The organism is Streptococcus jiangjianxini, from assembly GCF_040225085.1.
GTDB classification, from domain to species: Bacteria; Bacillota; Bacilli; order Lactobacillales; family Streptococcaceae; genus Streptococcus; species Streptococcus jiangjianxini.
In genome coordinates this window covers 1-24,616 of the sequence record NZ_JBEHGL010000008.1, presented here as the reverse complement: position 1 = coordinate 24,616, position 24,616 = coordinate 1, and the positions used below count along the sequence as shown (strand labels likewise).

At 37.2% G+C, this 24,616-nt stretch carries 18 protein-coding genes, 1 tRNA gene and 3 pseudogenes; 13 read left to right on the top strand and 9 right to left on the bottom strand.

Annotated elements, in window-relative coordinates; genetic code table 11:
* Positions 1 to 66: 66 nt before the first annotated feature.
* Both yfmH and yfmF read right to left on the bottom strand, forming a co-directional pair.
* Positions 67 to 1,341: an EF-P 5-aminopentanol modification-associated protein YfmH gene (gene yfmH, locus ABP870_RS04590; protein WP_405054639.1), complete on the bottom strand. Its 1,275-nt coding sequence runs from the start codon at positions 1,339 to 1,341 to the stop codon at positions 67 to 69.
* A 2-nt stretch (positions 1,342 to 1,343) separates the two neighbouring features.
* Positions 1,344 to 2,591 carry an EF-P 5-aminopentanol modification-associated protein YfmF gene (gene yfmF / locus ABP870_RS04585; RefSeq protein WP_350014299.1) on the bottom strand — a complete coding sequence of 416 codons (1,248 nt, stop codon included), beginning with the start codon at positions 2,589 to 2,591 and terminating at the stop codon, positions 1,344 to 1,346.
* Between the two features lie 84 nt (positions 2,592 to 2,675).
* Here yfmF and yaaA point away from each other — a divergent pair, with 84 nt between their 5' ends.
* On the top strand, positions 2,676 to 3,056 hold the full coding sequence (gene yaaA / locus ABP870_RS04580; protein ID WP_350014298.1) for a S4 domain-containing protein YaaA: 381 nt from the start codon (positions 2,676 to 2,678) through the stop codon (positions 3,054 to 3,056).
* A 3-nt stretch (positions 3,057 to 3,059) separates the two neighbouring features.
* A complete protein-coding gene (gene recF, locus ABP870_RS04575; RefSeq protein ID WP_350014297.1) occupies positions 3,060 to 4,157 on the top strand; it encodes a DNA replication/repair protein RecF in 1,098 nt (365 codons plus the stop codon).
* Between the two features lie 16 nt (positions 4,158 to 4,173).
* Here the strand turns inward: recF and ABP870_RS04570 are convergent, their stop codons facing one another.
* From ABP870_RS04570 to ABP870_RS04555, 4 genes are all read right to left on the bottom strand, one after another.
* On the bottom strand, positions 4,174 to 5,043 hold the full coding sequence (locus ABP870_RS04570) for a GRP family sugar transporter (RefSeq protein WP_350014296.1): 870 nt from the start codon (positions 5,041 to 5,043) through the stop codon (positions 4,174 to 4,176).
* Positions 5,044 to 5,453: 410 nt separating this feature from the next.
* Positions 5,454 to 6,935 carry an IMP dehydrogenase gene (guaB, locus tag ABP870_RS04565; RefSeq protein WP_350014295.1) on the bottom strand — a complete coding sequence of 494 codons (1,482 nt, stop codon included), beginning with the start codon at positions 6,933 to 6,935 and terminating at the stop codon, positions 5,454 to 5,456.
* 213 nt (positions 6,936 to 7,148) lie between these two features.
* Positions 7,149 to 7,634: an arginine repressor gene (locus ABP870_RS04560; protein WP_350014294.1), complete on the bottom strand. Its 486-nt coding sequence runs from the start codon at positions 7,632 to 7,634 to the stop codon at positions 7,149 to 7,151.
* Positions 7,635 to 7,643: 9 nt separating this feature from the next.
* Positions 7,644 to 8,324: a Crp/Fnr family transcriptional regulator gene (locus tag ABP870_RS04555; protein ID WP_350014293.1), complete on the bottom strand. Its 681-nt coding sequence runs from the start codon at positions 8,322 to 8,324 to the stop codon at positions 7,644 to 7,646.
* A gap of 389 nt (positions 8,325 to 8,713) precedes the next feature.
* Between ABP870_RS04555 and ABP870_RS04550 the strand changes: the two genes are divergently transcribed.
* The 6 genes from ABP870_RS04550 (at position 8,714) to arcC (ending at position 15,942) form a co-directional block, all read left to right on the top strand.
* Positions 8,714 to 9,421, top strand: coding sequence for a B3/B4 domain-containing protein (locus ABP870_RS04550; RefSeq protein WP_350014292.1), 708 nt, complete (start codon positions 8,714 to 8,716; stop codon positions 9,419 to 9,421).
* Positions 9,422 to 9,714: 293 nt separating this feature from the next.
* Positions 9,715 to 10,947: an arginine deiminase gene (gene arcA, locus ABP870_RS04545; RefSeq protein WP_350014291.1), complete on the top strand. Its 1,233-nt coding sequence runs from the start codon at positions 9,715 to 9,717 to the stop codon at positions 10,945 to 10,947.
* Positions 10,948 to 11,008: 61 nt separating this feature from the next.
* Positions 11,009 to 12,022, top strand: a complete 1,014-nt coding sequence (gene argF, locus ABP870_RS04540; protein WP_062710884.1) for an ornithine carbamoyltransferase — start codon at positions 11,009 to 11,011, stop codon at positions 12,020 to 12,022.
* Between the two features lie 103 nt (positions 12,023 to 12,125).
* Complete coding sequence (locus ABP870_RS04535; protein ID WP_350014290.1) at positions 12,126 to 13,622, top strand: YfcC family protein; 1,497 nt, start codon at positions 12,126 to 12,128, stop codon at positions 13,620 to 13,622.
* Between the two features lie 17 nt (positions 13,623 to 13,639).
* Positions 13,640 to 14,971, top strand: coding sequence for a dipeptidase (locus tag ABP870_RS04530; RefSeq protein ID WP_350014289.1), 1,332 nt, complete (start codon positions 13,640 to 13,642; stop codon positions 14,969 to 14,971).
* Between the two features lie 23 nt (positions 14,972 to 14,994).
* Positions 14,995 to 15,942, top strand: a complete 948-nt coding sequence (gene arcC, locus ABP870_RS04525) for a carbamate kinase (RefSeq protein ID WP_350014288.1) — start codon at positions 14,995 to 14,997, stop codon at positions 15,940 to 15,942.
* 254 nt (positions 15,943 to 16,196) lie between these two features.
* Here arcC and trpS read toward each other — a convergent pair whose 3' ends face one another.
* Positions 16,197 to 17,219: a tryptophan--tRNA ligase gene (gene trpS, locus ABP870_RS04520; RefSeq protein ID WP_350014287.1), complete on the bottom strand. Its 1,023-nt coding sequence runs from the start codon at positions 17,217 to 17,219 to the stop codon at positions 16,197 to 16,199.
* Between the two features lie 807 nt (positions 17,220 to 18,026).
* Between trpS and ABP870_RS04515 the strand changes: the two genes are divergently transcribed.
* The 5 genes and pseudogenes from ABP870_RS04515 to ABP870_RS04495 all read left to right on the top strand — a co-directional run.
* Positions 18,027 to 18,899: a YitT family protein gene (locus tag ABP870_RS04515; protein WP_350014286.1), complete on the top strand. Its 873-nt coding sequence runs from the start codon at positions 18,027 to 18,029 to the stop codon at positions 18,897 to 18,899.
* A gap of 64 nt (positions 18,900 to 18,963) precedes the next feature.
* Positions 18,964 to 20,586: an ATP-binding cassette domain-containing protein gene (locus ABP870_RS04510; RefSeq protein WP_350014285.1), complete on the top strand. Its 1,623-nt coding sequence runs from the start codon at positions 18,964 to 18,966 to the stop codon at positions 20,584 to 20,586.
* Between the two features lie 82 nt (positions 20,587 to 20,668).
* On the top strand, positions 20,669 to 23,275 hold the full coding sequence (locus tag ABP870_RS04505) for a YfhO family protein (protein ID WP_350014284.1): 2,607 nt from the start codon (positions 20,669 to 20,671) through the stop codon (positions 23,273 to 23,275).
* A gap of 223 nt (positions 23,276 to 23,498) precedes the next feature.
* Positions 23,499 to 23,818: pseudogene (locus ABP870_RS04500) on the top strand (transposase); the annotation flags it as partial.
* Positions 23,818 to 24,201 (top strand): annotated as a pseudogene (locus tag ABP870_RS04495) (transposase); the annotation flags it as partial. The pseudogenes ABP870_RS04500 and ABP870_RS04495, both read left to right, overlap by 1 nt.
* Before the next feature lie 38 nt (positions 24,202 to 24,239).
* Here ABP870_RS04495 and ABP870_RS04490 read toward each other — a convergent pair.
* Both ABP870_RS04490 and ABP870_RS04485 read right to left on the bottom strand, forming a co-directional pair.
* Positions 24,240 to 24,311: transfer RNA gene (locus ABP870_RS04490), tRNA-Glu, on the bottom strand.
* A gap of 130 nt (positions 24,312 to 24,441) precedes the next feature.
* Positions 24,442 to 24,616, bottom strand: a pseudogene (locus tag ABP870_RS04485) (ISAs1 family transposase); the annotation flags it as partial.

Below are 24,616 nucleotides of genomic sequence, written 5' to 3'. Positions count from 1 at the left end.
TCCCCTCATTTCTAATCCGTCTAGTTAATCTTTAGTATATCAAAAAATCTAGTATTTTCCCATGACTTATTTTGGAAAAATAGTGACTGTGGTCACTTCCATATGCGATACAAAGTGCTCAGCTATCATTTGCACATCTGATAAAGAAATCTGACGAATGAGCTCTCCAGTATCGAGATAATCTGCGCCATCCGCCAAGGATAGACTCACCTGACTTGCCAATTGATCAATCGAATCCAGGGAATTAATAAAATCGCCGTACATTTCTTTTTTTAACAGTGTCAAGTGTTCTTCTGAAAAATCAGTATGATTAGCAAATGTTTTAAACAGTTTCTTGACTTTTCCAGTCATAGCAATCGGTTGATCTGTATCAAAAGTAATGGTTACAAATTTGAATTGTGAAGTCACTTCAAGATGAAAGTCAAAAGAATAGTCAATTAAGCCATCATCATACCAATTCTGATAAGCTTCAGACGTCCATCCAAACAACATAGCCAGAAACAGTCTCAATCCTAACTTGTAGTAACTCAAAGACACCCCCGCTAGGTCATCTACGACTCTAAAACCCAATCCTAATTTAGGTTGTGTAACATCCATAGAAAAACGACTTGATTTGATAATAGGACTTATTTCAAGAGGCAATATCGTGACTTCTTTTTTGGTGACATCTAAATTGACAAGGTTGTCAATCTCGTTGACGATTTCGTCAACATCAAAATCACCTACGACAACCATGGTTAACTGGTCTAATTGATAAAAATAATCATGTGCTGATGTCAAATTAGCTAAACTAATCTGTTCAACTGTCTGGCTGTTTCCCGCAATATCCTCACTCAAGGGGGTATTGGGATAGAGATTAGCTAACAGTGCCTTGTTCATTTGATAGTCACTATCATCTTCATACATCAATAGTTCATTCTGGATAATAGGGCGTTCTTCGTCAACACTCTCCTGCGTCATATGCCATTCTCTAACTAAAGTAATGAGTTTTTTGATTCCCTTATCAATATCGTTGACAGTTGAAAAATAATAGACTGTTTGCTGATAGGTTGTAAAGGCATTAGCCTCTGCGCCAAGTGTCGTAAAATCCTCCAAAGCATCCTTACCGTCACCCATCTCAAAAATTTTATGCTCTAAAAAATGGGCCACACCAAAGGGATAATCAACTTGACCATTAGTTGTTTTAATGGAACTGCCAGTAGAACCAAAATTGGTTGAAATCATAACTTGCTTTTCGTTGAAATTAGGACGGGGTATCAAAACTAACTTTAATCCACAATCAAGTTTCGCTTCATGGACAAACACTTTTAAATCAGGATATTCATGACTCTCTTTCTGCAATCCTAAGCACTCCCTTCTAGAGTATACACGGCTTGTAGTTTCAATTGTTTAGCAACATCAACAATGGATTCTTTACTAACATTGTCAATCTCTGTCAATAAACTGTCAATCGAATTATCCCTATTGAAATAATGACCATGATAAGCTAACTCAATGGCCTGCTTCGGATAATCTTGTGCAGCTAATAGTTGATTTTTTAAAACAACTTTTGCCTGCTTGATTTCAGCATTTGTAAACTTGCCTAACCGTAATTCTTTCGTCTGTTTTAAAATAAGTCTTAAAGCTAAAGACTTGTTAACCTTCTGAATACCCGCATAGATAGTAAACAATTGCGAAAATGAATCATAATGACTGCCGATGGCGTAAGCTAATCCCTTCTTCTCTCTCACATTAACAAATAATTTAGAAGTGGGTAACTCACCTAATAATGCATTATAAACGGCAACGGAAGCTAGCCCTTTATCCCCATAAGTGAAAGGCATATGATAACCAATGGTTAAAACACTCTGTTTACTATCTTTTGTTTCCAGATGCTCCGAAATAACGTTGGTATAGTCTTGCTTATAGATTAGAGATAAATCTAACTGGCGCTCTTTGAATGGAAATTGATATAGGGCTTTAATCACATTATAATCATCAAAATCGCCAACTATAAAAATGTCAATTTGATCATGTTGCAACATACGCTGGAACTCTTGATAAGCTGTAAAGGAATTTTCTTTATTCAAGAGCTCTTTGGCTGTCAAACTTGACAAAGCTTGACAGGAATCATCGAAAAATTGTCTTTTAAGTTCTTGATCAGCTAGGTAAAACAAATCCTCTTTTTCGGTATCAATAGCTGCCATGATATTTTGTTTTTCCAATTCAAAGCTGGCTGGTTGGTACTGCTCCGTTGTTATCAAAGGATTAAACAAGATTTCCTTAAAGACTTCTAATAATTCTTCTAGCAAAGACTGAGACTCAAAACTATAGGCATCGCTAATGACAGAAGCATTAATATCAACACAGTGCGTGTACCCTTTTGTGACAACATTAGTTGACAGACTAGCTCCGTAAAGACTAGCCAGTTTTTTTCTAAGGTCACGATTAGTTGGATAAGCTTTACTAGCAGTCTCTAACATTTGAGCAACTAGGACTCTCCTAGCCACATTTTTCTTATCCAAATAACCACTAAAACGACATTTTACTTGGACTGTTTTTAAAGATTCATTTTTTATGAGATGTAGGTTGACACCTTTGACAATTTCCATGTAAGCTCCTTTGAGAAAGAGTAGTTCCATAAATTATACCATTTTTTATGGTATAATGGCTTCAAATAAGATATGGAGAGACCGATGGATTATAAACTATTCGATGATTACATTACCCTACAAGCCCTTTTAAAAGAAACGGGTATTATCCAAAGCGGAGGTGCTATAAAAGGCTATTTAGCTGATAATACTGTTCTATTTAATGGCGAAGATGAGAAACGCCGCGGCAAAAAATTACGTCTTGGTGACAAGATTGAACTTCCTAAGGAAGGAATTGCTATCACACTTATCCAGCCAAATGAAACAGAACTTAAGCAACACCAACTTGATTTAGCAGAGAAAAAAAGAATAGCTGACTTAGTAAAAAAGATGAATAAGGACAAGCAGAAACTAACTAGACAAGATAACACAAAGACGCAAACTGAAACACGCTCTAAAAAACCTGTACGCTTTCCTGGGATGTAAATCATGTGGATTGAAAGCATTACTCTCAACCATTATCGAAATTACCAAGATATCTCAGCCAACTTTTCTAAAAATCTAAACGTCTTTATTGGCCGAAATGCTCAGGGTAAGACAAATTTCTTAGAAGCTATTTATTTTTTATCTTTGACACGCAGTCATCGTACGCGATCCGATAAAGAATTAATTGCTTTTAACCATGACAAACTTCATCTTTCAGGTATCGTTCATAAGCAAAATGGTAAAGTTCCATTAGAAATCCATCTTTCGGATAAAGGGCGCATTACAAAAGTTAATCATTTAAAACAAAATCGCCTGTCAGACTACATTGGAAACTTAACAGTTGTCTTGTTCGCTCCTGAAGATTTACAACTGATTAAGGGATCACCTAGCTTAAGACGAAAATTTTTAGACATTGATTTGGGACAGATAAAAACCATTTACTTGTCAGATCTGAGTCAGTACAATCATGTTTTAAAGCAACGCAATGCCTATTTGAAAAACGCAGAGAAAGTTGACACCACTTTTCTATCTGTATTGGATGAACAATTAGCCGATTTTGGTAGCCGTGTCATGATTCATAGACATCAGTTTATTAAAGACCTAGAAGTAGAAGCTAATAAACATCATGCAACTATCTCAGAAGAAACTGAAAGACTTAAAATTGCTTATGAGTCTTCTATCAGATTTACAGATCTGTCAACCTTACGTCAAGATTATTTACAACAACTGACAAGTCAACATCGGCGTGATATTTTCAAAAAAAATACTAGTCTCGGTCCACATCGAGATGACATGTCCTTTTTTATCAATGATATGAATGCCAGTTTTGGTAGTCAAGGACAACACAGAAGCTTGATTTTATCGCTAAAAATGGCTGAAATTGAACTTATCAAGCAATCTACTGGAGACTATCCTATTCTTCTACTTGACGATGTCATGAGTGAACTTGACAATCATCGTCAAGCTAAATTACTAGAAGCTGTTTTGAAGGAAAATGTTCAAACGTTCATCACAACAACAAGTTTGGAGCACTTACAACAGGTTCCAGAAAACATGACAGTTTTTACCATTAACCAAGGTACTATAAAATCAGGCTCCTAAACAGAACCTGATTTTTTTAATATGATTTAACAATTCCTAGAAGGACAGCCCCGACAACAAATAAAATGGTTCCAATAAGAATCCATTGGAGCTCTTTTTTAGTTTTCTTTTCTCCTAAGAAAAGAATACCAGCAACAATAGAAATAACCGCTCCAAGTTGAGAGAAACTAAAAGCAATTGCAAGTCCTGCTTTGGCAGCCGCCAGAAGCATAAAAATATTCCCTGTTCCCCAAAGTAACCCAACGGCAGCATTTTTCAAAACGACTGGTTCAAAAGCAATATTACCTTTCATAAAGAAGATAGCTCCTAGAAACATTCCAACCGCCATTGGTAATAACACTGAAAGGGCATCAAATTTCATGATGTTATTAAACAAAACAGCATAAGAAACATAGCCAAGTGTTGAATAAGAGAGAGCTCTGAATCCTTTTGGAAAGTCTCTCTCGGCAACACCTGCAATACTCTCTGTCTTATCCTGACGACTGGAAAAGTAAAAACCAACCAAAAGGATGAGAAGCGCTGACAAACCAAGCACAAATTGAATGGGTTTAGTCCATTCATGAAAAACAAGTGCTCCAACCAAGCTTCCCAGTAATAACTGTGAACCACTTGATAGAGGTTGAGCGACTGAAACCCCCATATATTTCATAGCATGAAACTGACCATTTTGTCCAGCTGACCAGAGTAGGCCTCCGATAATGCCAACAATCCAGAGTGTCCATGTCATTTCTGGTCTAACGATGACCCAAGAAACAAGTGCAAATAAAAGAGCTCCAATTGTTAACCCTAATGTCTGTTGATTGGCTGTTCCACCAATCTTATTTGATGTGAATCCGATCAATCCCCATGCGAACATGGGAACTAGTGCATATATAATACCTTCCACGATAGATACCTTTCATTTCAATAATGTCATTTTATTTATGTTCATAGCATCACCAATCGATAATGACTAGTTGTCACAATTTAAAAATCATAACTAGAATACTTTAATAAAGTTTATTCTCATTGTCAACGGTTTGATTTATTTCTAATATCAAAACATTTCTTATTTTGTTAGAATCAACATAAAAATGCATCCGGAGATTCTCTTCAAAATACAAACAAAGCCCTTAGACGACTGAGAAAAAGAGAGTGTAAATTTAACTGTCAATAAAGACAATCTCTTAAAAAGATTAATTTAATAAACTTGCTGATAATTCTCCTTTCCCAAATAACATTAAAAAAGGTTGAAGAAAAGATCTAAGTAAACTTTTCTTCAACCTGAAAGAATCCGGAGATTCTCTTGCGGTAGGATTAATGAACTGAATAGTTAGGAGCCTCGTTTGTAATTTGAACATCATGTGGGTGACTTTCTTTAAGGCCAGCACCTGACATTTCGATAAATTGAGCATTATCACGAAGTTCCTGAAGATTTGCAGCACCAACATAACCCATACCTGAACGAATACCACCAAGCATCTGGAAGACTATATCAGCCGCAGAACCTTTATAGGCAACACGTCCTTCAATGCCTTCTGGGACAAGTTTATTAGCTTCATTAACAGCCCCTTGGAAGTAACGGTCGCTAGAACCTTTTTTCATTGCTGCAATTGAGCCCATACCACGGTATGACTTGTATTTACGACCTTGGAAAATCTCTGTTTCTCCTGGTGCTTCATCTGTACCAGCAAACATCGAACCAAGCATAACAGCATTACCGCCAGCTGCGAGAGCTTTAACGATATCACCTGAATACTTGATCCCTCCATCGGCAATGATCGTTTTTCCGTACTCACGCGCGACATCAGCAGCATCATAGATAGCTGTGATTTGGGGAACACCGACACCTGCAACCACACGGGTTGTACAGATTGAACCTGGTCCAATACCAACTTTGACCACATCAACACCTGCATCATAAAGAGCGCGAGCACCTTCTGCTGTCGCAATATTTCCAGCAATTAATGTTTTACTTGGGAATTGGGCGCGAATTTCAGCAATTTTACGAAGAACACCTGCAGAGTGACCATGAGCCGTATCAATAACAATAGCATCAGCACCAGCTTCAAAGAGAGCCTCTGCACGTTCAAAAGTATCTGAAGTAACACCTACGGCACCTGCAACCAAAAGACGACCGAATTCATCTTTGGCAGCATTAGGAAATTCAATAACTTTTTCAATATCTTTGATCGTAATAAGTCCTGACAAACGACCTTGCTCATCGACAAGTGGTAATTTTTCAATACGATGCTCGTGAAGGATACGCTCAGCTGTACCCAAATCTGTACCTACTTCTGCAGTAATAAGATTCTCGCTGGTCATATGTTCTGAAATAAAGGCATCATAATCTGAGATGAAACGCATATCGCGGTTAGTAATAATACCAACCAGTTTACGATTATCCATTGAATCTACAATGGGAACACCACTAATGCGGTAGCGTTGCATGAGATCTTCGGCTTCATGAACTTTTTGATTTGGCGTTAAAAAGAAAGGATCAATAATAACGCCATTTTCAGAACGTTTAACTTTACGAATTTCTTCGGCTTGCTCTTGAACAGACATATTTTTATGAACAACGCCAAGGCCACCCGCGCGTGCAATAGCGATAGCCATCTTGCTATCTGTGACAGTGTCCATAGCTGCGGTAATAATAGGAATATTCAAAGTCAAATTATCAGCTAATTTGGTTTGCATGTTTACCTCATTTGGTAGGACATGACTCTCTGCTGGAATAAGTAGGACATCATCAAATGTAAAGCCCTTTTTCAAAAATTTAGATTCCCAATTTGACATGAAGAATTCTCCTTTATCTACGCCTATATGCTTTTATTTTTTTATTATCATATCACGCTAAATTTTTTTGTCAACCATGAAAGGATATTAGAAGAAAAAAGCGAACAGGGTTTGTTTTTCTGTGACTCCGAAACCTAACCGTGCTCGTTTTTTTATATTTTAGACAGAACTGTTGTTCTAATCTCTTTTTAGTTAATCAATAATTGCGATAAATTACCTTCTTGAAAAAAAGAAGGGAGGGGTGTAATGACTTAATTTTTCAAAACATTTTTGCGCTTCTTCGTTGTTTTCACAAATAATCAAACAAGTATCATCTCCACAAACGGTTGCCAAAATCTCCGAAAGTAAAATAGAATCTAAAATAGAACCAAAAGATTGAGCCAAACCCGGCAGAGTCTTTAAAACAACTTGATTTTGTACTGGAAAAAGCATCACTAAAGCATCTTCCATGTAAAATCGTAACCGTTTTTCCCATCTATCTTGTGAAATACTATGGATTTCATAGTAAGTTTCCGCATCATCAGTATTACCATCGCTTATCTTAACAAGATTCAACTCTTTCACATCACGAGAAAGGGTTGCTTGCGTGACTGATATGCCATTTTTTTCAAGTAATTGCCCCAATTCATGTTGTGTATGAATTTTGGTTTCCGTAAGTAAGGAGCGGATTAACTGGTGTCTTATTTCTTTTTTATTCATATACAATCCTTATTCAATGAATTTTTTAAAATATTGTTTATCATTATAAAAAAGTGTTTTGTATTTCAATTCAACAATATCTTTCTGACGCAATTCCTTTAACACATGACTAACTGTTTCACGTGTCGTCGCGCTCATATTGGCTATTTCAATCGTCGTGATTGGAAAGGGAAGGCGTCCTTCTTCAGTCGTGACTTCTAAAAGTAGCGTTGCTAAGGTCTGAACGACACGCATCCTTGCACTTGATGTAACCATATTACGTAATCTGATTTCATGAACGTTTAGCAACTTAGAATATTTTCGACAGAGATGTTTCATTTGATTGATATTTTGAAGAGCATGCGTCTCATAAACTTCCATTGGAAGACTAAAATAACCAACGTCAGTAATCGCCACAGCAGAGAAGTGATAAACATCATCGAAAAATAAACCACCATAGGGAAAGATTGTGTCCTGTCTAACATAATCGGTATAGATAAATGACCCTGACGCATCCGTTTGCTCAATTTTAGCATAACCTGATTGAATCAAAAATAATTTTTCTCTATGATCACCTTCAAAAAAAAGAGTATGGTTTTTAAGTGCCGTGCGATATTGAATCTTGCTAACAATATTATCGAACTGCTCAATCGTCAAATATTTAAAATCACTTAGCTGTCTCAGGTAAAAATACTGTTCTTTCGTAATCATCTTATGTGTAGTCCTGCCTCTCTAATTAGGCATAAACACATAGTGTCTAAGCCAGTCTCTAAATTAAGTTTTCAAGAAAAATAATACAACGCTTTCATTATACCAAAGAAACCACTTAACGAAAAGATTTTGCTCCCTTTGATCAGGTCGTACAAATGAAACTGTTAGTTCCAAGTAATAGTACCGCTAAACTGTCATCATTTTGGAGCTTTTTCATAATAAGATGGACAAAAATAATACTTACTTTAAAAAAGCTGAACTTTGAACTACAGAAAACCTTATTTTTTCATCCACAATCTTTCATACATTTGTCATGTCTTTTGACTTCTTTTCTAAAAAGTGGTATTATTCTAAAAACTTTTCAATTAGTTAACAGGAGGACGTTAATTATGGGAACATTTATCGTTGATTCATCATACTGGGAACTCTTTCCTGATTCTAAAATTGGTGTTGTACTGATTAAAGATTATCAGATGAAGGAAGAATTAGCCGGTGAACTAGAAGAGCTTTTAAAGCTCAGTAACCAGAAGGCTAAGAGTCATTTACAAGAAGACCAATTTAGCCAAAACGATGTCGTTCAAACTTACCGTAAAGCTTACCAAAAATTTAAAACAAAAAAAGGTGCCAGATCTAGTATTGAAGCCTTATTGAAACGTGTTGATTCTGACAAGCCTGTATCAACTATCAGCCCATTAGTAGACATCTATAATTCAGCTAGTCTAACTTATGCATTACCAGTTGGGGCTGAGGATATCGACACTTTCCAAGGAGACTTAAAACTCACTATTACCGAAGGTGGGGATGAATTTTACTTGATTGGCGAAGAGGAAAATAGACCTACTCTAGCTGGTGAACTAGCCTATATCGATGACGCTGGGGCAGTCTGTCGTTGTTTCAACTGGCGTGATGGCGAGAGAACTATGATTACTGATAACACTAAAAATGCCTTTTTAGTAATTGAACTAGTCGATGCCACTAAAGAGGATAGCCTCAAAGAAGCTCTTAATTTTATAGAAGAGAAGGCTAACTACTTCTTGTCTGCCCAAACACATCAGGTGATCCTAGATAAGGATTCTACGCAGCTAGATTTAGATTAACAACTACCTGTTTGATAATGACTTTATTTAAAATGAAGAATCATAATACTGTGATTCTTCATTTTTTTTAGATTAATAATTTATCGTTTTTCATTTAAAAAAGCAAAAAAATGTATAGAAATCGCTTTCATTTTGATAATGTTTCATTTTTCTCTTCAAAAGCGTGAAGTTTTTGGCATCCCACCTGTGAATTATTCTAACTATTTTCTTTTAAAAAAGATAAAATATAACTTGTAAGCGCAAACAAAAGAGATAAAATATTGACTATCTCGATATTTTGAAAGGAGATTTTTATGACTCAATCTAATCCTATTCATGTTTTCTCTGAAATTGGAAAACTGAAAAAAGTAATGTTACATCGGCCTGGTAAAGAAATTGAAAATTTGATGCCAGACTACTTGGAAAGACTACTTTTCGATGACATTCCTTTCTTGGAAGATGCTCAAAAAGAACACGATGCTTTCGCTGACGCTCTTCGAAATGAAGGCGTTGAGGTCCTCTACCTTGAAGAACTTGCTGCTGAAGCATTGACTAGCCCAGACATCCGGGAACAATTTATCAAGGAATACCTTGAAGAAGCTAATATCCGTGGTCGTGAAACGAAAAAAGCAATCTACGACTTGTTAAATGGTATTGAAGACAATAAAGAACTGATTGAAAAAACAATGGCGGGGGTTCAAAAATCAGAACTTCCTGAAATCCCTGCAGAAGCCAAAGGATTGACAGACTTGGTGGAATCTGATTACCCATTCGCGATCGATCCAATGCCTAACCTTTACTTTACACGTGACCCATTCGCAACCATCGGTAATGGGGTTTCCCTCAACCATATGTTCGCTGAAACACGTAACCGTGAAACCATTTATGGCAAATACATCTTTACCTATCATCCAACTTATGCTGGCAAGGTGCCTATGGTTTACGACCGCGATGAGACCACTCGTATCGAAGGGGGAGATGAGTTAGTTCTTTCTAAAGATGTCTTAGCAGTGGGAATCTCTCAACGTACCGATGCAGCTTCGATTGAAAAATTATTGGTCAATATCTTTAAAGAAAACCTCGGCTTCAAGAAAGTCTTAGCCTTTGAATTTGCCAATAACCGTAAATTCATGCACCTTGACACCGTCTTTACAATGGTTGACTACGATAAATTCACTATCCACCCTGAAATTGAAGGTGACCTCCGAGTTTACTCAGTCACTTACGAAAATGAAGCGCTCAAGATCGTTGAAGAAAAAGGCGATTTAGCAGAACTCTTAGCAGAAAACCTTGGCGTTGACAGCGTTGAGTTGATTCGTTGTGGTGGTGACAACTTAGTTGCTGCAGGACGTGAACAATGGAACGATGGGTCAAACACATTGACCATTGCCCCAGGTGTGGTTGTGGTTTACAACCGAAACACCATTACCAATGCCATCTTAGAATCAAAAGGCTTACGATTGATTAAAATCCATGGCAGTGAATTGGTTCGCGGTCGTGGTGGACCACGTTGTATGTCAATGCCATTTGAACGTGATGACCTCTAAAAGTGATGTCAGTAATCGTCAATCACTCGAAAAACATTTAACCTAAAGGAGAATTATAGTTATGACTCAAGTATTTCAAGGACGTAGCTTTTTAGCCGAAAAAGATTTTACACGTCAAGAATTTGAATATTTAATTGATTTTGCGGCTCATTTGAAAGACCTCAAAAAACGTGGGGTCCCTCACCGCTATCTTGATGGTAAAAACATCGCCCTCCTATTTGAAAAAACATCTACACGTACACGCGCAGCTTTCACAACAGCTGCTATTGACCTCGGGGCACATCCGGAATACCTTGGGGCTAATGATATCCAATTAGGGAAAAAAGAATCCACTGAAGACACAGCTAAAGTATTAGGTCGTATGTTTGATGGGATTGAATTCCGTGGCTTTAGCCAAGAAATGGTGGAAGAATTAGCTGAATTCTCTGGCGTGCCAGTATGGAATGGGTTGACAGATGCTTGGCACCCTACGCAAATGCTAGCTGACTACTTAACAGTCAAAGAAAACTTCGGCAAACTAGAAGGGCTAACCTTAGTATACTGTGGAGATGGCCGTAATAACGTTGCGAACTCTCTATTAGTAGCTGGAACCTTGATGGGTGTTAACGTTCATATCTTCTCTCCAAAAGAACTCTTCCCAGCTGAAGATATTGTCCAATTGGCTGAAGGCTACGCTAAAGAATCTGGCGCACATGTTCTGGTGACAGATAACGCGGACGAAGCTGTTAAGGGCGCTGACGTGTTCTATACTGACGTTTGGGTGTCAATGGGGGAAGAAGACAAGTTCAAAGAACGTGTTGAACTCTTACAACCATATCAAGTTAATATGGAACTCATTAAGAAAGCTGACAATGAAGATCTTATCTTCTTGCACTGCCTACCAGCCTTCCACGATACCAATACTGTGTATGGTAAAGATGTCGCTGAGAAATTTGGTGTTGAAGAAATGGAAGTCACGGACGAAGTCTTCCGCAGTAAATATGCCCGTCATTTTGACCAAGCTGAAAACCGCATGCACACGATTAAAGCTGTAATGGCTGCAACACTTGGAAATCTATTCATTCCAAAGGTTTAAGCTAAACTGGTCACATTATTAACTTAGCAACTGGTCGTTCTGGCTCTGGCGAAAATAACCAGAACTGGGACGACCTTTTAAATTTATCTTAGAGGAAACTATTATGACAGAACAAGCTAAACGGAAATTTAAAATTCCTTCTTCCTACACTGTTCTCTTTATCATCATTGCTATCATGGCCGTTTTAACCTGGTTTATTCCAGCAGGTTCTTACGACACTACTGAAAGTGGCAGTGTTATTTCAGGGACATATAAAACGGTACAATCCAATCCTCAAGGTATCTTTGATATCCTAATGGCTCCTGTACGTGGGATGCTAGGTATTGAAGGAACAGACGGAGCTATTCAGGTCTCATTTTTCATCCTTATGGTGGGTGGATTCCTGGGAGTTGTTAATAAAACAGGCGCACTTGATACGGGGATTGCATCTGTTGTCAAGAAAAATAAAGGTCGTGAAAAATTATTAATTTTCATCTTAATGCCTCTATTTGCCCTAGGTGGAACAACTTATGGTATGGGTGAAGAAACCATGGCTTTCTACCCTCTCCTCATTCCAGTAATGATGGCTGTTGGTTTTGACAGTATTGTAGCGGTAGCTATTATTCTCATTGGATCACAAATTGGCTGTCTAGCTTCTACGATTAACCCATTTGCCACTGGAGTAGCTGCGGATGCAGCAGGAATTAGCATCGCTGATGGTATTATTTGGCGTGTTATTCAATGGATTGTTTTAGTTGGCATGTCCACTTGGTTTGTTTACAACTACGCTACTAAAATCGAAAAAGATCCTAAGAAATCACTTGTTGCTGACAAAGCTGCTGAACACAAGGAATTATTTAAACTACAACATAATGGTGAAGAGTTAACAAAACGCCAAAGTAAAGTGCTTGTTATCTTTGCTTTAACATTCATTATTATGATTCTAAGCCTCATTCCTTGGGAAGATTTTAATATCAAACTATTTTCAGCAATCAATACCTTCTTAACAGAACTTCCTGGTATTGGTACAATTTTGGGTAAAACAATGGGAGCATTTGGTACTTGGTACTTCCCAGAAATTACAATGCTCTTTATCATGATGGCTGTCCTTGTAGCTTTTGTCTTTAAAATGTCAGAAGACGACTTTTTCTCATCATTTTTATCAGGTGCTGGTGAATTTTTAGGTGTAGCTATCATTTGTGCTGTTGCGCGTGGTATTCAAGTTATTATGAACAGTGGTATGATTACAGCTACCATTCTTCATTGGGGTGAAACTGGGCTTTCTGGACTCTCTTCACAAATATTTATTGTTTTAGCCTATATTTTCTACCTTCCAATGTCATTTTTAATCCCTTCAACTTCGGGCTTAGCTGGAGCTACTATGGGAATTATGGCACCTCTTGGACAATTTTCAAATGTACCTTCACATTTGGTCATCACTGCCTTCCAATCTGCATCAGGCGTTCTAAATATGATTTCTCCAACTTCAGCTATTGTTATGGGTGCACTTGCCCTAGGACGCATTGACTTAACCACTTGGTGGAAATTTATCGCTAAATTTATTGTTGCCGTCATGGTAACAAGTGTATTATTGCTTGTTGTAGCAACATTCTTTGTTTAGTAGGAAGGCAGGTTAAGATGCAAAGTTTTATCACTCAAAAACATCATGACGAATTTTTAGAAGCCACTAAAACAATTGTCGGTTACCCTTCTGTCTTAAAAGAAGGTGAAAATGGTACCCCTTTCGGTCAAGCTATCCAAGACGTGTTAGAAAAGACCTTGGACATTTGCCGACATATAGGCTTTAAAACATACATTGATCCAGAAGGTTATTATGGTTACGCTGAGATTGGACAAGGAAGTGAAACACTAGCCATTCTGTGCCACTTGGACGTTGTTCCTGAAGGAGACATCCAGTTGTGGAACACTCATCCTTTTGAATGCGTTGAAAAAGACGGTAAGCTTTATGGCCGCGGTACCCAAGATGACAAAGGCCCATCAATGATGGCACTTTATGCCACTAAAGCACTACTCGATGCTAAGGTTGACTTTAACAAAAAGATTAGATTCATTTTTGGAACCGATGAAGAAACCTTATGGCGCTGTATGAACCGCTATAACGAAATAGAAGAAAAAGCCACTTTTGGCTTTGCACCAGATTCTAGTTTCCCGTTAACCTATGCTGAAAAGGGCTTATTACAAGCTAAATTACATGGTCTAGGCAGTCACCAAATTACTCTAGACGCTGGACAAGCCTATAATGTAGTTCCTGCTAAAGCTAGTTATGAGGGTAAAGATCTAGCTGATCTTGCTCGTGAATTAGATAAACTTAACTTTGAATACCAACTAGACGATCAGCAACTAACTGTTTATGGGCTAGCTCAACATGCTAAAGATGCCCCTAAAGGGATAAATGCCATTGTCAGACTGGCTAAGGCACTGACAAATCTTACTGACCATCCAACTTTAGACTTCTTAGCAAAAATGGTCGATGAAGATGGTCGAGGTCTTCATATTTTCGGAGATATTCAAGATCGTCCTTCAGGCATTTTGTCATTCAATGCTGCTGGATTAACCATTACCCCAGAATCATCAGAAATTCGTCTAGATATTCGTATTCCAGTGTTAGCTGATAAAGACGAGATTGTTAAAAAGTTAACAGACGTTGCTAGTGACTATCAGCTTACTTATGAAGAATATGATTATTTAGCACCATTATACGTTCCTTTAGAAAGTGAAGTCGTAAATACCTTACTCACGGTCTATCGTGAAAAAACTGGTGACATGCAAGAAGCTAAATCATCTGGCGGTGCTACCTTTGCTAGAACAATGGAAAATTGTGTTGCTTTTGGTGCCCTGTTCCCTCATGCTGAACAAACAGAACATCAAGAAAATGAGTGTATCGTACTAGAGGATGCTTTTAAAGCCATGGACATCTACGCTGAAGCAATCTACCGTTTAACAAGATAATGGTAAACAAGGAGAAACCTAAGATGAAGAAACAAAAAATTGTTGTGGCACTGGGAGGAAATGCTATCTTATCAACAGATGCTTCGGCAAAAGCGCAACAAGAAGCACTGATTAGTACCTCCAAATCTTTAATTAAATTAGTAAAAGAAGGACACGATGTTATCGTTACCCACGGTAATGGTCCTCAAGTTGGCAATTTATTACTACAACAAGCTGCCATTGATTCCGAAAAGAACCCTGCCATGCCCCTTGATACTTGCGTTGCCATGACAGAAGGAAGTATTGGCTTTTGGCTCCAAAATGCCCTTGATAATGAGCTTAAAGAGCAAGGCTTAGACAAAGAAGTGGCCACAGTTATTACGCAGGTCGTCGTTGATCCTAAAGACAAAGCCTTTACCAATCCAACTAAGCCAATTGGTCCATTTTTAACGAAAGAAGAAGCTGATAAGCAAGCTGAGGAAAGTGGCGCTAAATTTAAAGAAGATGCTGGTCGTGGTTGGCGTAAAGTGGTTCCCTCACCAAAACCAGTTGCCATCAAAGAAATCAAAACAATTCAAACTCTGCTTGAAGCAGGTCAAATTGTTATTGCAGCTGGCGGAGGCGGTATTCCAGTTATTCAAGAAGAAAATGGCTTTTTAAGAGGGGTTGAAGCTGTTATTGATAAAGATTTTGCCTCACAAACATTAGCTGAGCTCGTTGATGCTGACTTATTTATCGTTTTGACTGGAGTTGATCATGTCTTTATCAACTTTAACAAACCCAATCAAGAAAAATTGGAGAAAGTATCTGTTGCAGAATTAGAAAACTATATCAAAGAAGAACAATTTGCAGCAGGATCTATGTTACCAAAAGTCGAAGCTGCTATGGCTTTTGTTAACAACAAACCAGACTCTAAAGCTGCAATCACTTCTTTAGAAAATCTAGGTGAGCTTATTGATAGTGAGAGTGGAACAATTATTGTAACCAGCTAATAGCGCCATTCAGAGACATTTCATCCGTTAGTAGGGCTAAATTTTAAAAGCAATTCTTAGCTAATTAAAGAACCTTCGTTTGATTCCTAGAAATCATTTCGATAGATTTAACCATCATACATGGTACACAAATGGATATTCTTGAAGAAAAATTAACAAAACTAGTCACTAAAGTCCTGCAATAATCCACCCCAAAAATAAAGACGAGTTTCATCTAAAAACTCGTCTTTTATAATGGAGCAAGACACTAAGCCTTAAAAATAAGTAATGCCCATTGCATCTTTTACTTCAGCTAGTGTCTGACTGGCAACTTTTCGTGCTTTATCGCTGCCATCTTTAAGCATTCTAAAAACTTCACCCATATCTTTGGCATATTCTAAGCGACGGCTTCGTATCGGTGCTAATTCACGCTCCAAAATCTCAAGCAGGTAACGTTTGGTCTTAACATCTCCAAGTCCACCGCGTTGATAATGCTCTTTCATAGCTGTAATCTCAGCCTGATCTTCTTCACGTCCAAAAATATCCAAATAATGGAAAACCATATTTCCTTCGATTTGACCTGGATCTTCCACACGAATGTGATTTGGATCCGTGTACATGCTCATGACTTTTTTACGCACAGTATCCATATCATCAGAAAGGTAAATACCGTTACCTAACGATTTAGACATCTTAGCATTACCATCAAGGCCCGGCAAACGACCTGCCGCTTCATTAGCTGGATACATCCCTTCAGGTTCTACTAAAACATTCGTCTGATAAGTATGATTAAAACTACGAACAATCTCACGCGTCTGTTCAATCATGGGTTTTTGATCATTTCCAACAGGAACCAAATTAGCTTTAAAAGCAGTAATATCCGCTGCTTGAGAGATAGGGTATACCAAAAAACCTGACGGAATAGACTCCCCAAAACCTTTTTGAGCAATCTCTGTTTTAACCGTTGGGTTGCGTTCTAAGCGTGCCAAAGAAACTAAATTCATATAATACATCGTTAATTCAGCTAATTCAGGTATCTGACTTTGGATAAAAATAGTTGATTTTTCTGGATTTAAACCAGCAGACAGATAATCAAGAGCAACATTACCAATAGACTCTTTGATAATAGCTGATTCTTTAGCATGATCTGTTAAGGCTTGTTGATCTGCTAAAAAAACAAACATATCATAGCGATCCTCATCTTGTAAAATCACCCGATTTTTAAGCGATCCTACATAATGCCCTAGATGTAACTTGCCTGTAGGACGATCTCCAGTTAAGATAATTGGTCTACTCATTCACTTCTCCTTTAAAGTCAGAATCCTAATTAAATAATAATTTTCAAGTTTAAACAAACAATATCGGGCCATCAGTGGTTGAATGTTGACAGAAACTGTCATCCATTTTTTAGTAAACCAACGAAAAAACCCACACAGTTCAACTACGTGAGGGCGTTCCTTTTAAGACGCAGCATCAACTCAACTAACAAAAAGAAAAGACCTGCTATCTTTTTATGACTATATTAATAGTTGCTTAATGGCCTAAAGTTTCATGTGAAACACCGACTCACATCATTGAACTGCTTTACTCGTATACAGTAAATAACTACTCTCTAAAAGACAGTTTTTAATGACTCACTTGATGATTTTATTCTAAGCCAAAATATAAACAAAGTCAAGTTTATCATCGTTTATAGCATACTTAACCATTCTATCAAAATAGTGCTAGTGACCACTTATTAAACAACCTCTTTCTCCCCTATTCCAGTTGATAGCTTCAACGGTTTCTCTAGTAAATAATTCCTAATCTTAGTATCACTAGAATCAGTATGATTAACAGCCAGTACCTACAAATATCATAAACTAAACTCCTTATACCAGATTATTGTTTTTACCTTCCTAAAGGTAGTAGTAGTATACGAAGGCTTTTTTGATAGGACTAGTCACTACTTCACAAATAATATCATCATTATAGTATTTCAAAGGCTTGACTAGTTGGCTAAGCTGATGGATAATAGAGAAACCATCAATTTATCAATATGGTCAATCACTTAGTGAATTTATTTCATTAAGTCTTTTCAATATCTAACATAAAAGGAGTGTAACATGTCTAAAAAAGTGAAAAGCTTCATTCTTTTGAATATCGGTTCCATTGTAGCAGCGTTTGGCTTTAACGCTTTCTTTCTGCCTAATAATATTGTTACAGGTGGTATTGGAGGTCTAGCGATTAGTTTCCATGAATTATTTTCTTGGGATGCTGCTCTTTTCATGATGGTATCTAATATTCCCCTGCTCCTCTTGTGCTATTTTTATTTAGGGAAACCCATTTTTCTAAAAACAATTTATGGATCTCTTGTTTACCCTATCTTTATTAAATTAACACAAGGAGCTCCTGTCATTACTGAAAATCCTTTTTTAGCTGCTTTATTCGGTGGGATTATTGTCGGTGCAGGTTTAGGATTAGTTTTTTGGAGTGATTCATCTACTGGAGGAACAGGCATTATTATCCAATTACTAGGAAAGTATACTCCTATTACCCTAGGCCAAGGGGTTATTCTAGTAGATGGGCTCATTACTGCTGTCGGATTTTTTGTTTTCGATGGTGATACTGTCATGTATTCTATTATAGGACTCGTTACCATTAGCTATATCATTAATGCTGTTCAAACTGGCTTTACAACCTTAAACACTGTCCTAATTGTTTCTCAAAAACATAAAGAAATCAAAACCTACATTAACACTGTTGCCGATAGAGGGGTAACAGAAATCCCTGTTAAAGGGGGCTACTCTGGTTCTAATCATATCATGCTAATGACTACGGTTTCTGGTTACGAATTTATCAAACTACAAGAAGCTATTACTGCTATTGATGAAACAGCATTCCTAACAGTCACACCTACTTCTCAGGCATCTGGACGTGGATTTAGCCTTCAAAAAAATCATGCTAGACTAGACGACGATATCATGATGCCAATGTAATTGATTGATAAATAAGGGGTTTTCTAGTAGAATACAGTTAGAATATAGACATGAGGTAAACATATTGCTTACAGTTTCAGACGTTTCACTACGCTTTAGCGATCGCAAACTTTTTGATGATGTTAATATCAAATTTACAGAAGGAAATACCTACGGCCTTATTGGCGCTAATGGTGCCGGGAAATCAACCTTCTTAAAAATTTTAGCAGGTGATATTGAGCCATCGACTGGACACGTTTCACTGGGCCCAGATGAGCGTCTTTCAGTCCTTCGGCAGAATCATTTTGACTACGAAGAAGAACGTGCTATCGATGTTGTAATCATGGGTAACCAGGATCTTTACGACATCATGAAGGAAAAAGATGCTATTTATATGAAAGAGGATTTTTCTGATGAAGATGGCGTTCGTGCAGCCGAGTTAGAAGGTCAATTCGCAGAACTTGGTGGCTGGGAAGCTGAGTCAGAAGCTTCTCAATTACTCCAAAACTTAAATATCCCAGAAGACCTCCATTACCAAAATATGAGTGAACTAGCTAATGGAGATAAGGTTAAAGTACTCCTTGCCAAAGCTCTCTTTGGTAAACCAGATGTTCTTCTTCTTGACGAGCCTACCAATGGTCTTGATATTCAATCGATCTCATGGTTAGAAGACTTTTTGATTGATTTTGAAAACACAGTCATCGTTGTCTCTCACGACCGTCACTTCTTGAACAAAGTCTGTACGCACATGGCTGACCTTGATTTTGGTAAAATCAAACTCTTTGTTGGTAACTATGATTTCTGGAAAGAGTCCTCTGAATTAGCCGCACGTCTACAAGCAGACCGTAATGCCAAAGCCGAAGAAAAAATCAAACAACTTCAAGAATTCGTTGCTCGCTTTTCGGCCAATGCTTCAAAATCAAAACAAGCCACTTCTCGTAAGAAAATGCTTGATAAAATTGAACTAGAGGAAATTGTTCCTTCAAGTCGCAAATACCCATTCATTAACTTTAAAGCAGAACGCGAGATTGGAAATGATCTCTTAACAGTCGAAAATCTTTCTGTCACTATTGAAGGGGAAAAAGTATTAGACAACATTAGTTTTATCCTTCGACCAGGTGATAAGACCGCCTTAATCGGTCAAAATGACCTTCAGACAACAGCTCTCATTCGTGCCATTATGGGAGATATTCCTTATGAGGGGACTGTCAAGTGGGGGGTAACAACGAGTCAGTCCTATCTTCCCAAAGATAACACTAAAGATTTTGAAAATGGGGAATCCATTCTTGAATGGTTACGTCAGTTTGCCGCTAAAGAAGAGGATGATAACACCTTCCTACGTGGTTTTCTTGGTCGTATGCTCTTTTCTGGTGATGAGGTTAACAAGTCTGTCAACGTCTTGTCAGGGGGCGAAAAAGTGCGTGTCATGCTATCTAAACTCATGCTTCTTAAGTCAAATGTACTGGTGCTTGATGATCCAACTAATCACTTGGATTTGGAATCTATCTCAAGTCTTAACGATGGCCTAAAAGCCTTCAAAGAATCCATTATCTTTGCCAGTCATGACCACGAATTCATTCAAACACTTGCTAATCATATCATCGTTTTGTCTAAGAACGGAGTCATTGACCGTATCGATGAAACTTACGATGAGTTTCTTGACAATAAAGAAGTTCAAGCAAAAGTTCAAGAACTTTGGAAAGACTAAAAAACAGAAAACTCAGTTGATGATCAACTGAGTTTTCTACTATACTTTACAAAACTTTACAAACTGTTGACAAGGTTAAACTATGATTTCTAAATTTACCATCAAAAAAGGACTTCCTTATCTTCTAGGATTCTTATTTCCTTTCCTAATAATGACTATTGTCTTATTCACTAATGAAATCTGGTGGAAAAGTGATCGGACCATTTTAGCCAGTGATGGCTTCCACCAATATGCTATCTTTGCTCAGAATCTTAGAAATATCTTACACGGATCAGATAGTATTTTTTACACTTTCACTAGTGGTTTAGGGTTAAACTTCTACGCTCTTATTAGTTATTATTTAGGATCTTTACTATCTCCCTTTCTCTATTTTTTCTCCCTTCGATCAATTCCTGAAGCTATCTATCTTTTTACCTTACTAAAATTTGGATTTTCAGGACTAACTATGTTTACTGCTTTACGGCAACTTTACAGAAATGTCAACACAGTATTTCTCTTGTCCTTATCCACTTCTTACGCTTTAATGAGCTTTGCCATCAGCCAATTAGAGATTAATACTTGGCTGGATGTTTTCATCACTGCACCGTTGATTATATTGGGATTACACCTGCTCCTTGAAAAACGTCAAAGCTGGCTTTACTATGTTAGTCTCACTATTTTATTTATTCAAAATTATTATTTTGGATTTATGATGGCTATCTTTTTAACACTCTATTTTTTGGTTCAACAAAGTAGAGCATTTTCTTGGAAAAACTCGCTTAGACAAGTTTTAGATTTTACTTTTGTCTCAATCCTTTCAGCCCTATCTAGCTCAATCATGTTATTACCGAGCTATTTAGACCTGTCAACCCATGGTGAACAATTTTCAACATTTGATCAATGGTTGTCCAAAGATGCCTGGTATTTAGATATCTTTGCGAAAAATATTATCGGAGCTTATGATACCACAAAATTTGGCTCCATTCCGATGATATATGTTGGCTTATTTCCGCTTATTTTGAGCCTTGTATTCTTTACACTTAAAGCTATTAAATGGCAAATTCGACTAGCTTATTTATTACTCATCAGCTTCATCATCACTTCCTTTTATCTTGAACCACTAGATCTACTTTGGCAAGGAATGCATGCTCCAAATATGTTTTTGCACCGCTATTCTTGGCTTTTATCCCTACTTCTAGTATTTATGGCTGCAGAAACCCTTGAACACTGGCAATCCTTTAAACTAAAGAGCATTATAATGCCATTTATAGTCCTAGTTTTAGGTTTCTTAGCTACAGCTATCTTTCAAAAAGAATATGACTTTTTGACGATCTCTCAATTTATTGTGACCATTATTTTCTTGATTGCCTATACAATTATTCTCTTAAACAATAATAATCGGTTACTTCCTAAAGGATTTTTACTTAGCTTTACACTCTTCTTTACACTCCTTGAGATATTTATGAATACTTTTTTTGTCGTGCGTAGTCTAGGTGAAGAGTGGGTTTTCCCTACTAGAGAGGGCTATGAAAGAAATATGGCTGATATTGAAAAACTTGTCAACTACTCTAAATCTAAAGAGACTAATTTCTATCGAACAGAACGTCTTCTCCCTCAAACTGGAAATGACAGTATGAAATTCAATTACAATGGGATTTCTCAATTTTCATCAATACGCAATACGGCTTCAAGTAGCAGTTTAGATCGACTAGGATTCCAGTCCCATGGTACAAACCTCAACTTACGCTATCAAAACAACACAATCCTTACAGATAGTTTATTTGATGTCAAATATAATTTAACCCTATCTGATCCCCAAAAATTTGGCTTTACAAAAGAAAAGACTTCTCATGCCATGGAACTCTATAAAAATGCTTACGCTTTACCTCTCGGGATTCTTTCAACGGACATTTACAAAGATGTCAAGTTCACTGTCAACACCCTTGACAATCAAGCTAATTTCCTTAATCAACTTTCTGGATTATCAGAGACTTACTTTCAACGCCTAATTAGCAATCCTATTAATGATAGTAATCACTTATCCAATCGTGTCAACCTAAAAGCTGATCAATTGGGTAGAACAAGAATCAGCTATCAATTGTCACTACCTGCCCATCAACAAGTTTATGTCAGTGTTCCTAATATTAGTTTTGCTAATGACAATCAGAAAGAAGTTACCGTTTCTCACGGCAAAGTCTCGCAAACATTTACCACAGACAATGCCTACTCCTTCTTTAATATTGGTTATTTTGAAAAGCCACAAACGATTATTGTAACCTTAGCTTTTCCCAACAATGCTACTGTCAGTTTTGACTCACCAAATTTTTATGGATTAAACACACTCTCTTATCAAAAAGCTATAAAAACGATTAGAAATCAAAGTTCTCAAACAAAGACAGAGGGCAATAAGGTTTTAACAACTTATCACGCTAAGCAGGATTCCTCAATAATCTATACCCTCCCATTTGATAAAGGTTGGCAGGCAAGCGTTAATGGTAAGAAAACTGCAATCCGAAGAGCTCAAAAGGGGTTTATGGTTGTTGATGTCCCTAAAGGAAGAGGATCTGTTAAGCTTACCTTCATTCCTCAAGGACTAAAAGAAGGAAGTTTACTATCGCTACTAGGGCTGGGATTATTTATTTGTTATCATTCATTTCCTAAGTGCTGCAAGCAAGGCAACTCTTTAAACAAACCGAAAAAGATCCAATAATGATACTAGTCTCCAGTTGTTAGAAGCATATTCCATAACTTTTTGGCTCTATAATTTCTGTAGTGGCAACGCCACTGTGGGGATTATGGAGCTCTTTTTAATCACACCAAACATACTTAGTAGTGAGGAAACTCCTAACGTAAAGGAGTAGTCTGAATCGGTTACACTAAACTAGACAGAATTTATAAAGTGTTCTATAGTAATCAAAAACAGGAGAAAAGATATGTCTAGAAAAATACGTCGTCAATTTAGTGATGACTTTAAGCAACAAATCATTGACCTTCACAATGCCGGTATGAAACGTAGCGAGATCATCAAAGAATATGATTTAACCCCCTCAACCTTCGACAAATGGGTCAGACAAGCCAAAACAACTGGTTCTTTCAAATTGATTGATAATCTAACAGAAGAACAACGAGAGCTAATAGCCCTTATTAGAAAGCACAATAAAGAACTCAAAATGCAGCTAGACATCCTAAAGCAAGCGGCAGTGATTATGGCACAAAAAGGCAAATAATCACTGCTAACAAGGATAAATACACTTTTATCGTCCGACTTTCCGCATGCGTTAACCACTCAGGGGATTGTCAAACGCCTGTTAAGTTACTCCGCTGAACTTAGGAAACACTGCCAATTCTATCAGATTCTGCTCTTTCCCCTCTAAGAAAAACAGTCAGATCACTTTTCGACTTGATTGAGAACAGCTAGATAGTGTCAATCTACTTTTTCAGACTGTTTTCGAGAGTTTTTTTAAAGTTTAGGAAGGAAATTGAAAGTGCTTTGACTGTACCTTATTCAAATGCTAAATTTGAGATCATTAATAATCCTATAAAAGTCATTAAGCACAACGCTTTTGGATTTAATGAATTTATATCGCTTTGAGCACAACAAAAGAGAGAACCAATCTGGTCCTCTCTAGGTGTTAGCTTGTCATCTACTCACTACAGTTGATAAAAACTTAAAATAGTCCGTACGGGATTCGAACCCGTGTTACCGCCGTGAAAAGGCGGTGTCTTAACCCCTTGACCAACGGACCATAGATGTTATCTTTAACACTCTTATTATTATAGCAGATAATTTTTTTTTGTCTAGTTCTTTTTTAAACTTTCACGACAAACGCATGAAAATCCCTAATCTATTTCTCTGGCTTCGAAGCTATGTTTGCCTTACAGTAATCGTTTTAAATACTGGTCAAAGGACAGACTAAGGACAAATTTTTTACGTCGCATGCTCATTTTCTTTCCAAAATCCAGCTGTTTTAAAACAGCGAGACAGAATTTGTCCATAACATTCAAATTAAACGCTAACTGCTTGTTCAAGGTCTTATTCGCATCTTCTCGA

What these genes read in the sequence shown, in the direction of transcription:
- yfmF (WP_350014299.1), bottom strand. Translation starts at nt 2,591, where the DNA reads ATGGAAATTGTCAAAGGTGTCAACCTACATCTCATAAAAAATGAATCT.
- yaaA (WP_350014298.1), top strand. Translation starts at nt 2,676, where the DNA reads ATGGATTATAAACTATTCGATGATTACATTACCCTACAAGCCCTTTTA.
- recF (WP_350014297.1), top strand. Translation starts at nt 3,060, where the DNA reads ATGTGGATTGAAAGCATTACTCTCAACCATTATCGAAATTACCAAGAT.
- guaB (WP_350014295.1), bottom strand. Translation starts at nt 6,935, where the DNA reads ATGTCAAATTGGGAATCTAAATTTTTGAAAAAGGGCTTTACATTTGAT.
- ABP870_RS04560 (WP_350014294.1), bottom strand. Translation starts at nt 7,634, where the DNA reads ATGAATAAAAAAGAAATAAGACACCAGTTAATCCGCTCCTTACTTACG.
- ABP870_RS04555 (WP_350014293.1), bottom strand. Translation starts at nt 8,324, where the DNA reads ATGATTACGAAAGAACAGTATTTTTACCTGAGACAGCTAAGTGATTTT.
- ABP870_RS04550 (WP_350014292.1), top strand. Translation starts at nt 8,714, where the DNA reads ATGGGAACATTTATCGTTGATTCATCATACTGGGAACTCTTTCCTGAT.
- arcA (WP_350014291.1), top strand. Translation starts at nt 9,715, where the DNA reads ATGACTCAATCTAATCCTATTCATGTTTTCTCTGAAATTGGAAAACTG.
- argF (WP_062710884.1), top strand. Translation starts at nt 11,009, where the DNA reads ATGACTCAAGTATTTCAAGGACGTAGCTTTTTAGCCGAAAAAGATTTT.
- ABP870_RS04535 (WP_350014290.1), top strand. Translation starts at nt 12,126, where the DNA reads ATGACAGAACAAGCTAAACGGAAATTTAAAATTCCTTCTTCCTACACT.
- ABP870_RS04530 (WP_350014289.1), top strand. Translation starts at nt 13,640, where the DNA reads ATGCAAAGTTTTATCACTCAAAAACATCATGACGAATTTTTAGAAGCC.
- arcC (WP_350014288.1), top strand. Translation starts at nt 14,995, where the DNA reads ATGAAGAAACAAAAAATTGTTGTGGCACTGGGAGGAAATGCTATCTTA.
- trpS (WP_350014287.1), bottom strand. Translation starts at nt 17,219, where the DNA reads ATGAGTAGACCAATTATCTTAACTGGAGATCGTCCTACAGGCAAGTTA.
- ABP870_RS04515 (WP_350014286.1), top strand. Translation starts at nt 18,027, where the DNA reads ATGTCTAAAAAAGTGAAAAGCTTCATTCTTTTGAATATCGGTTCCATT.
- ABP870_RS04505 (WP_350014284.1), top strand. Translation starts at nt 20,669, where the DNA reads ATGATTTCTAAATTTACCATCAAAAAAGGACTTCCTTATCTTCTAGGA.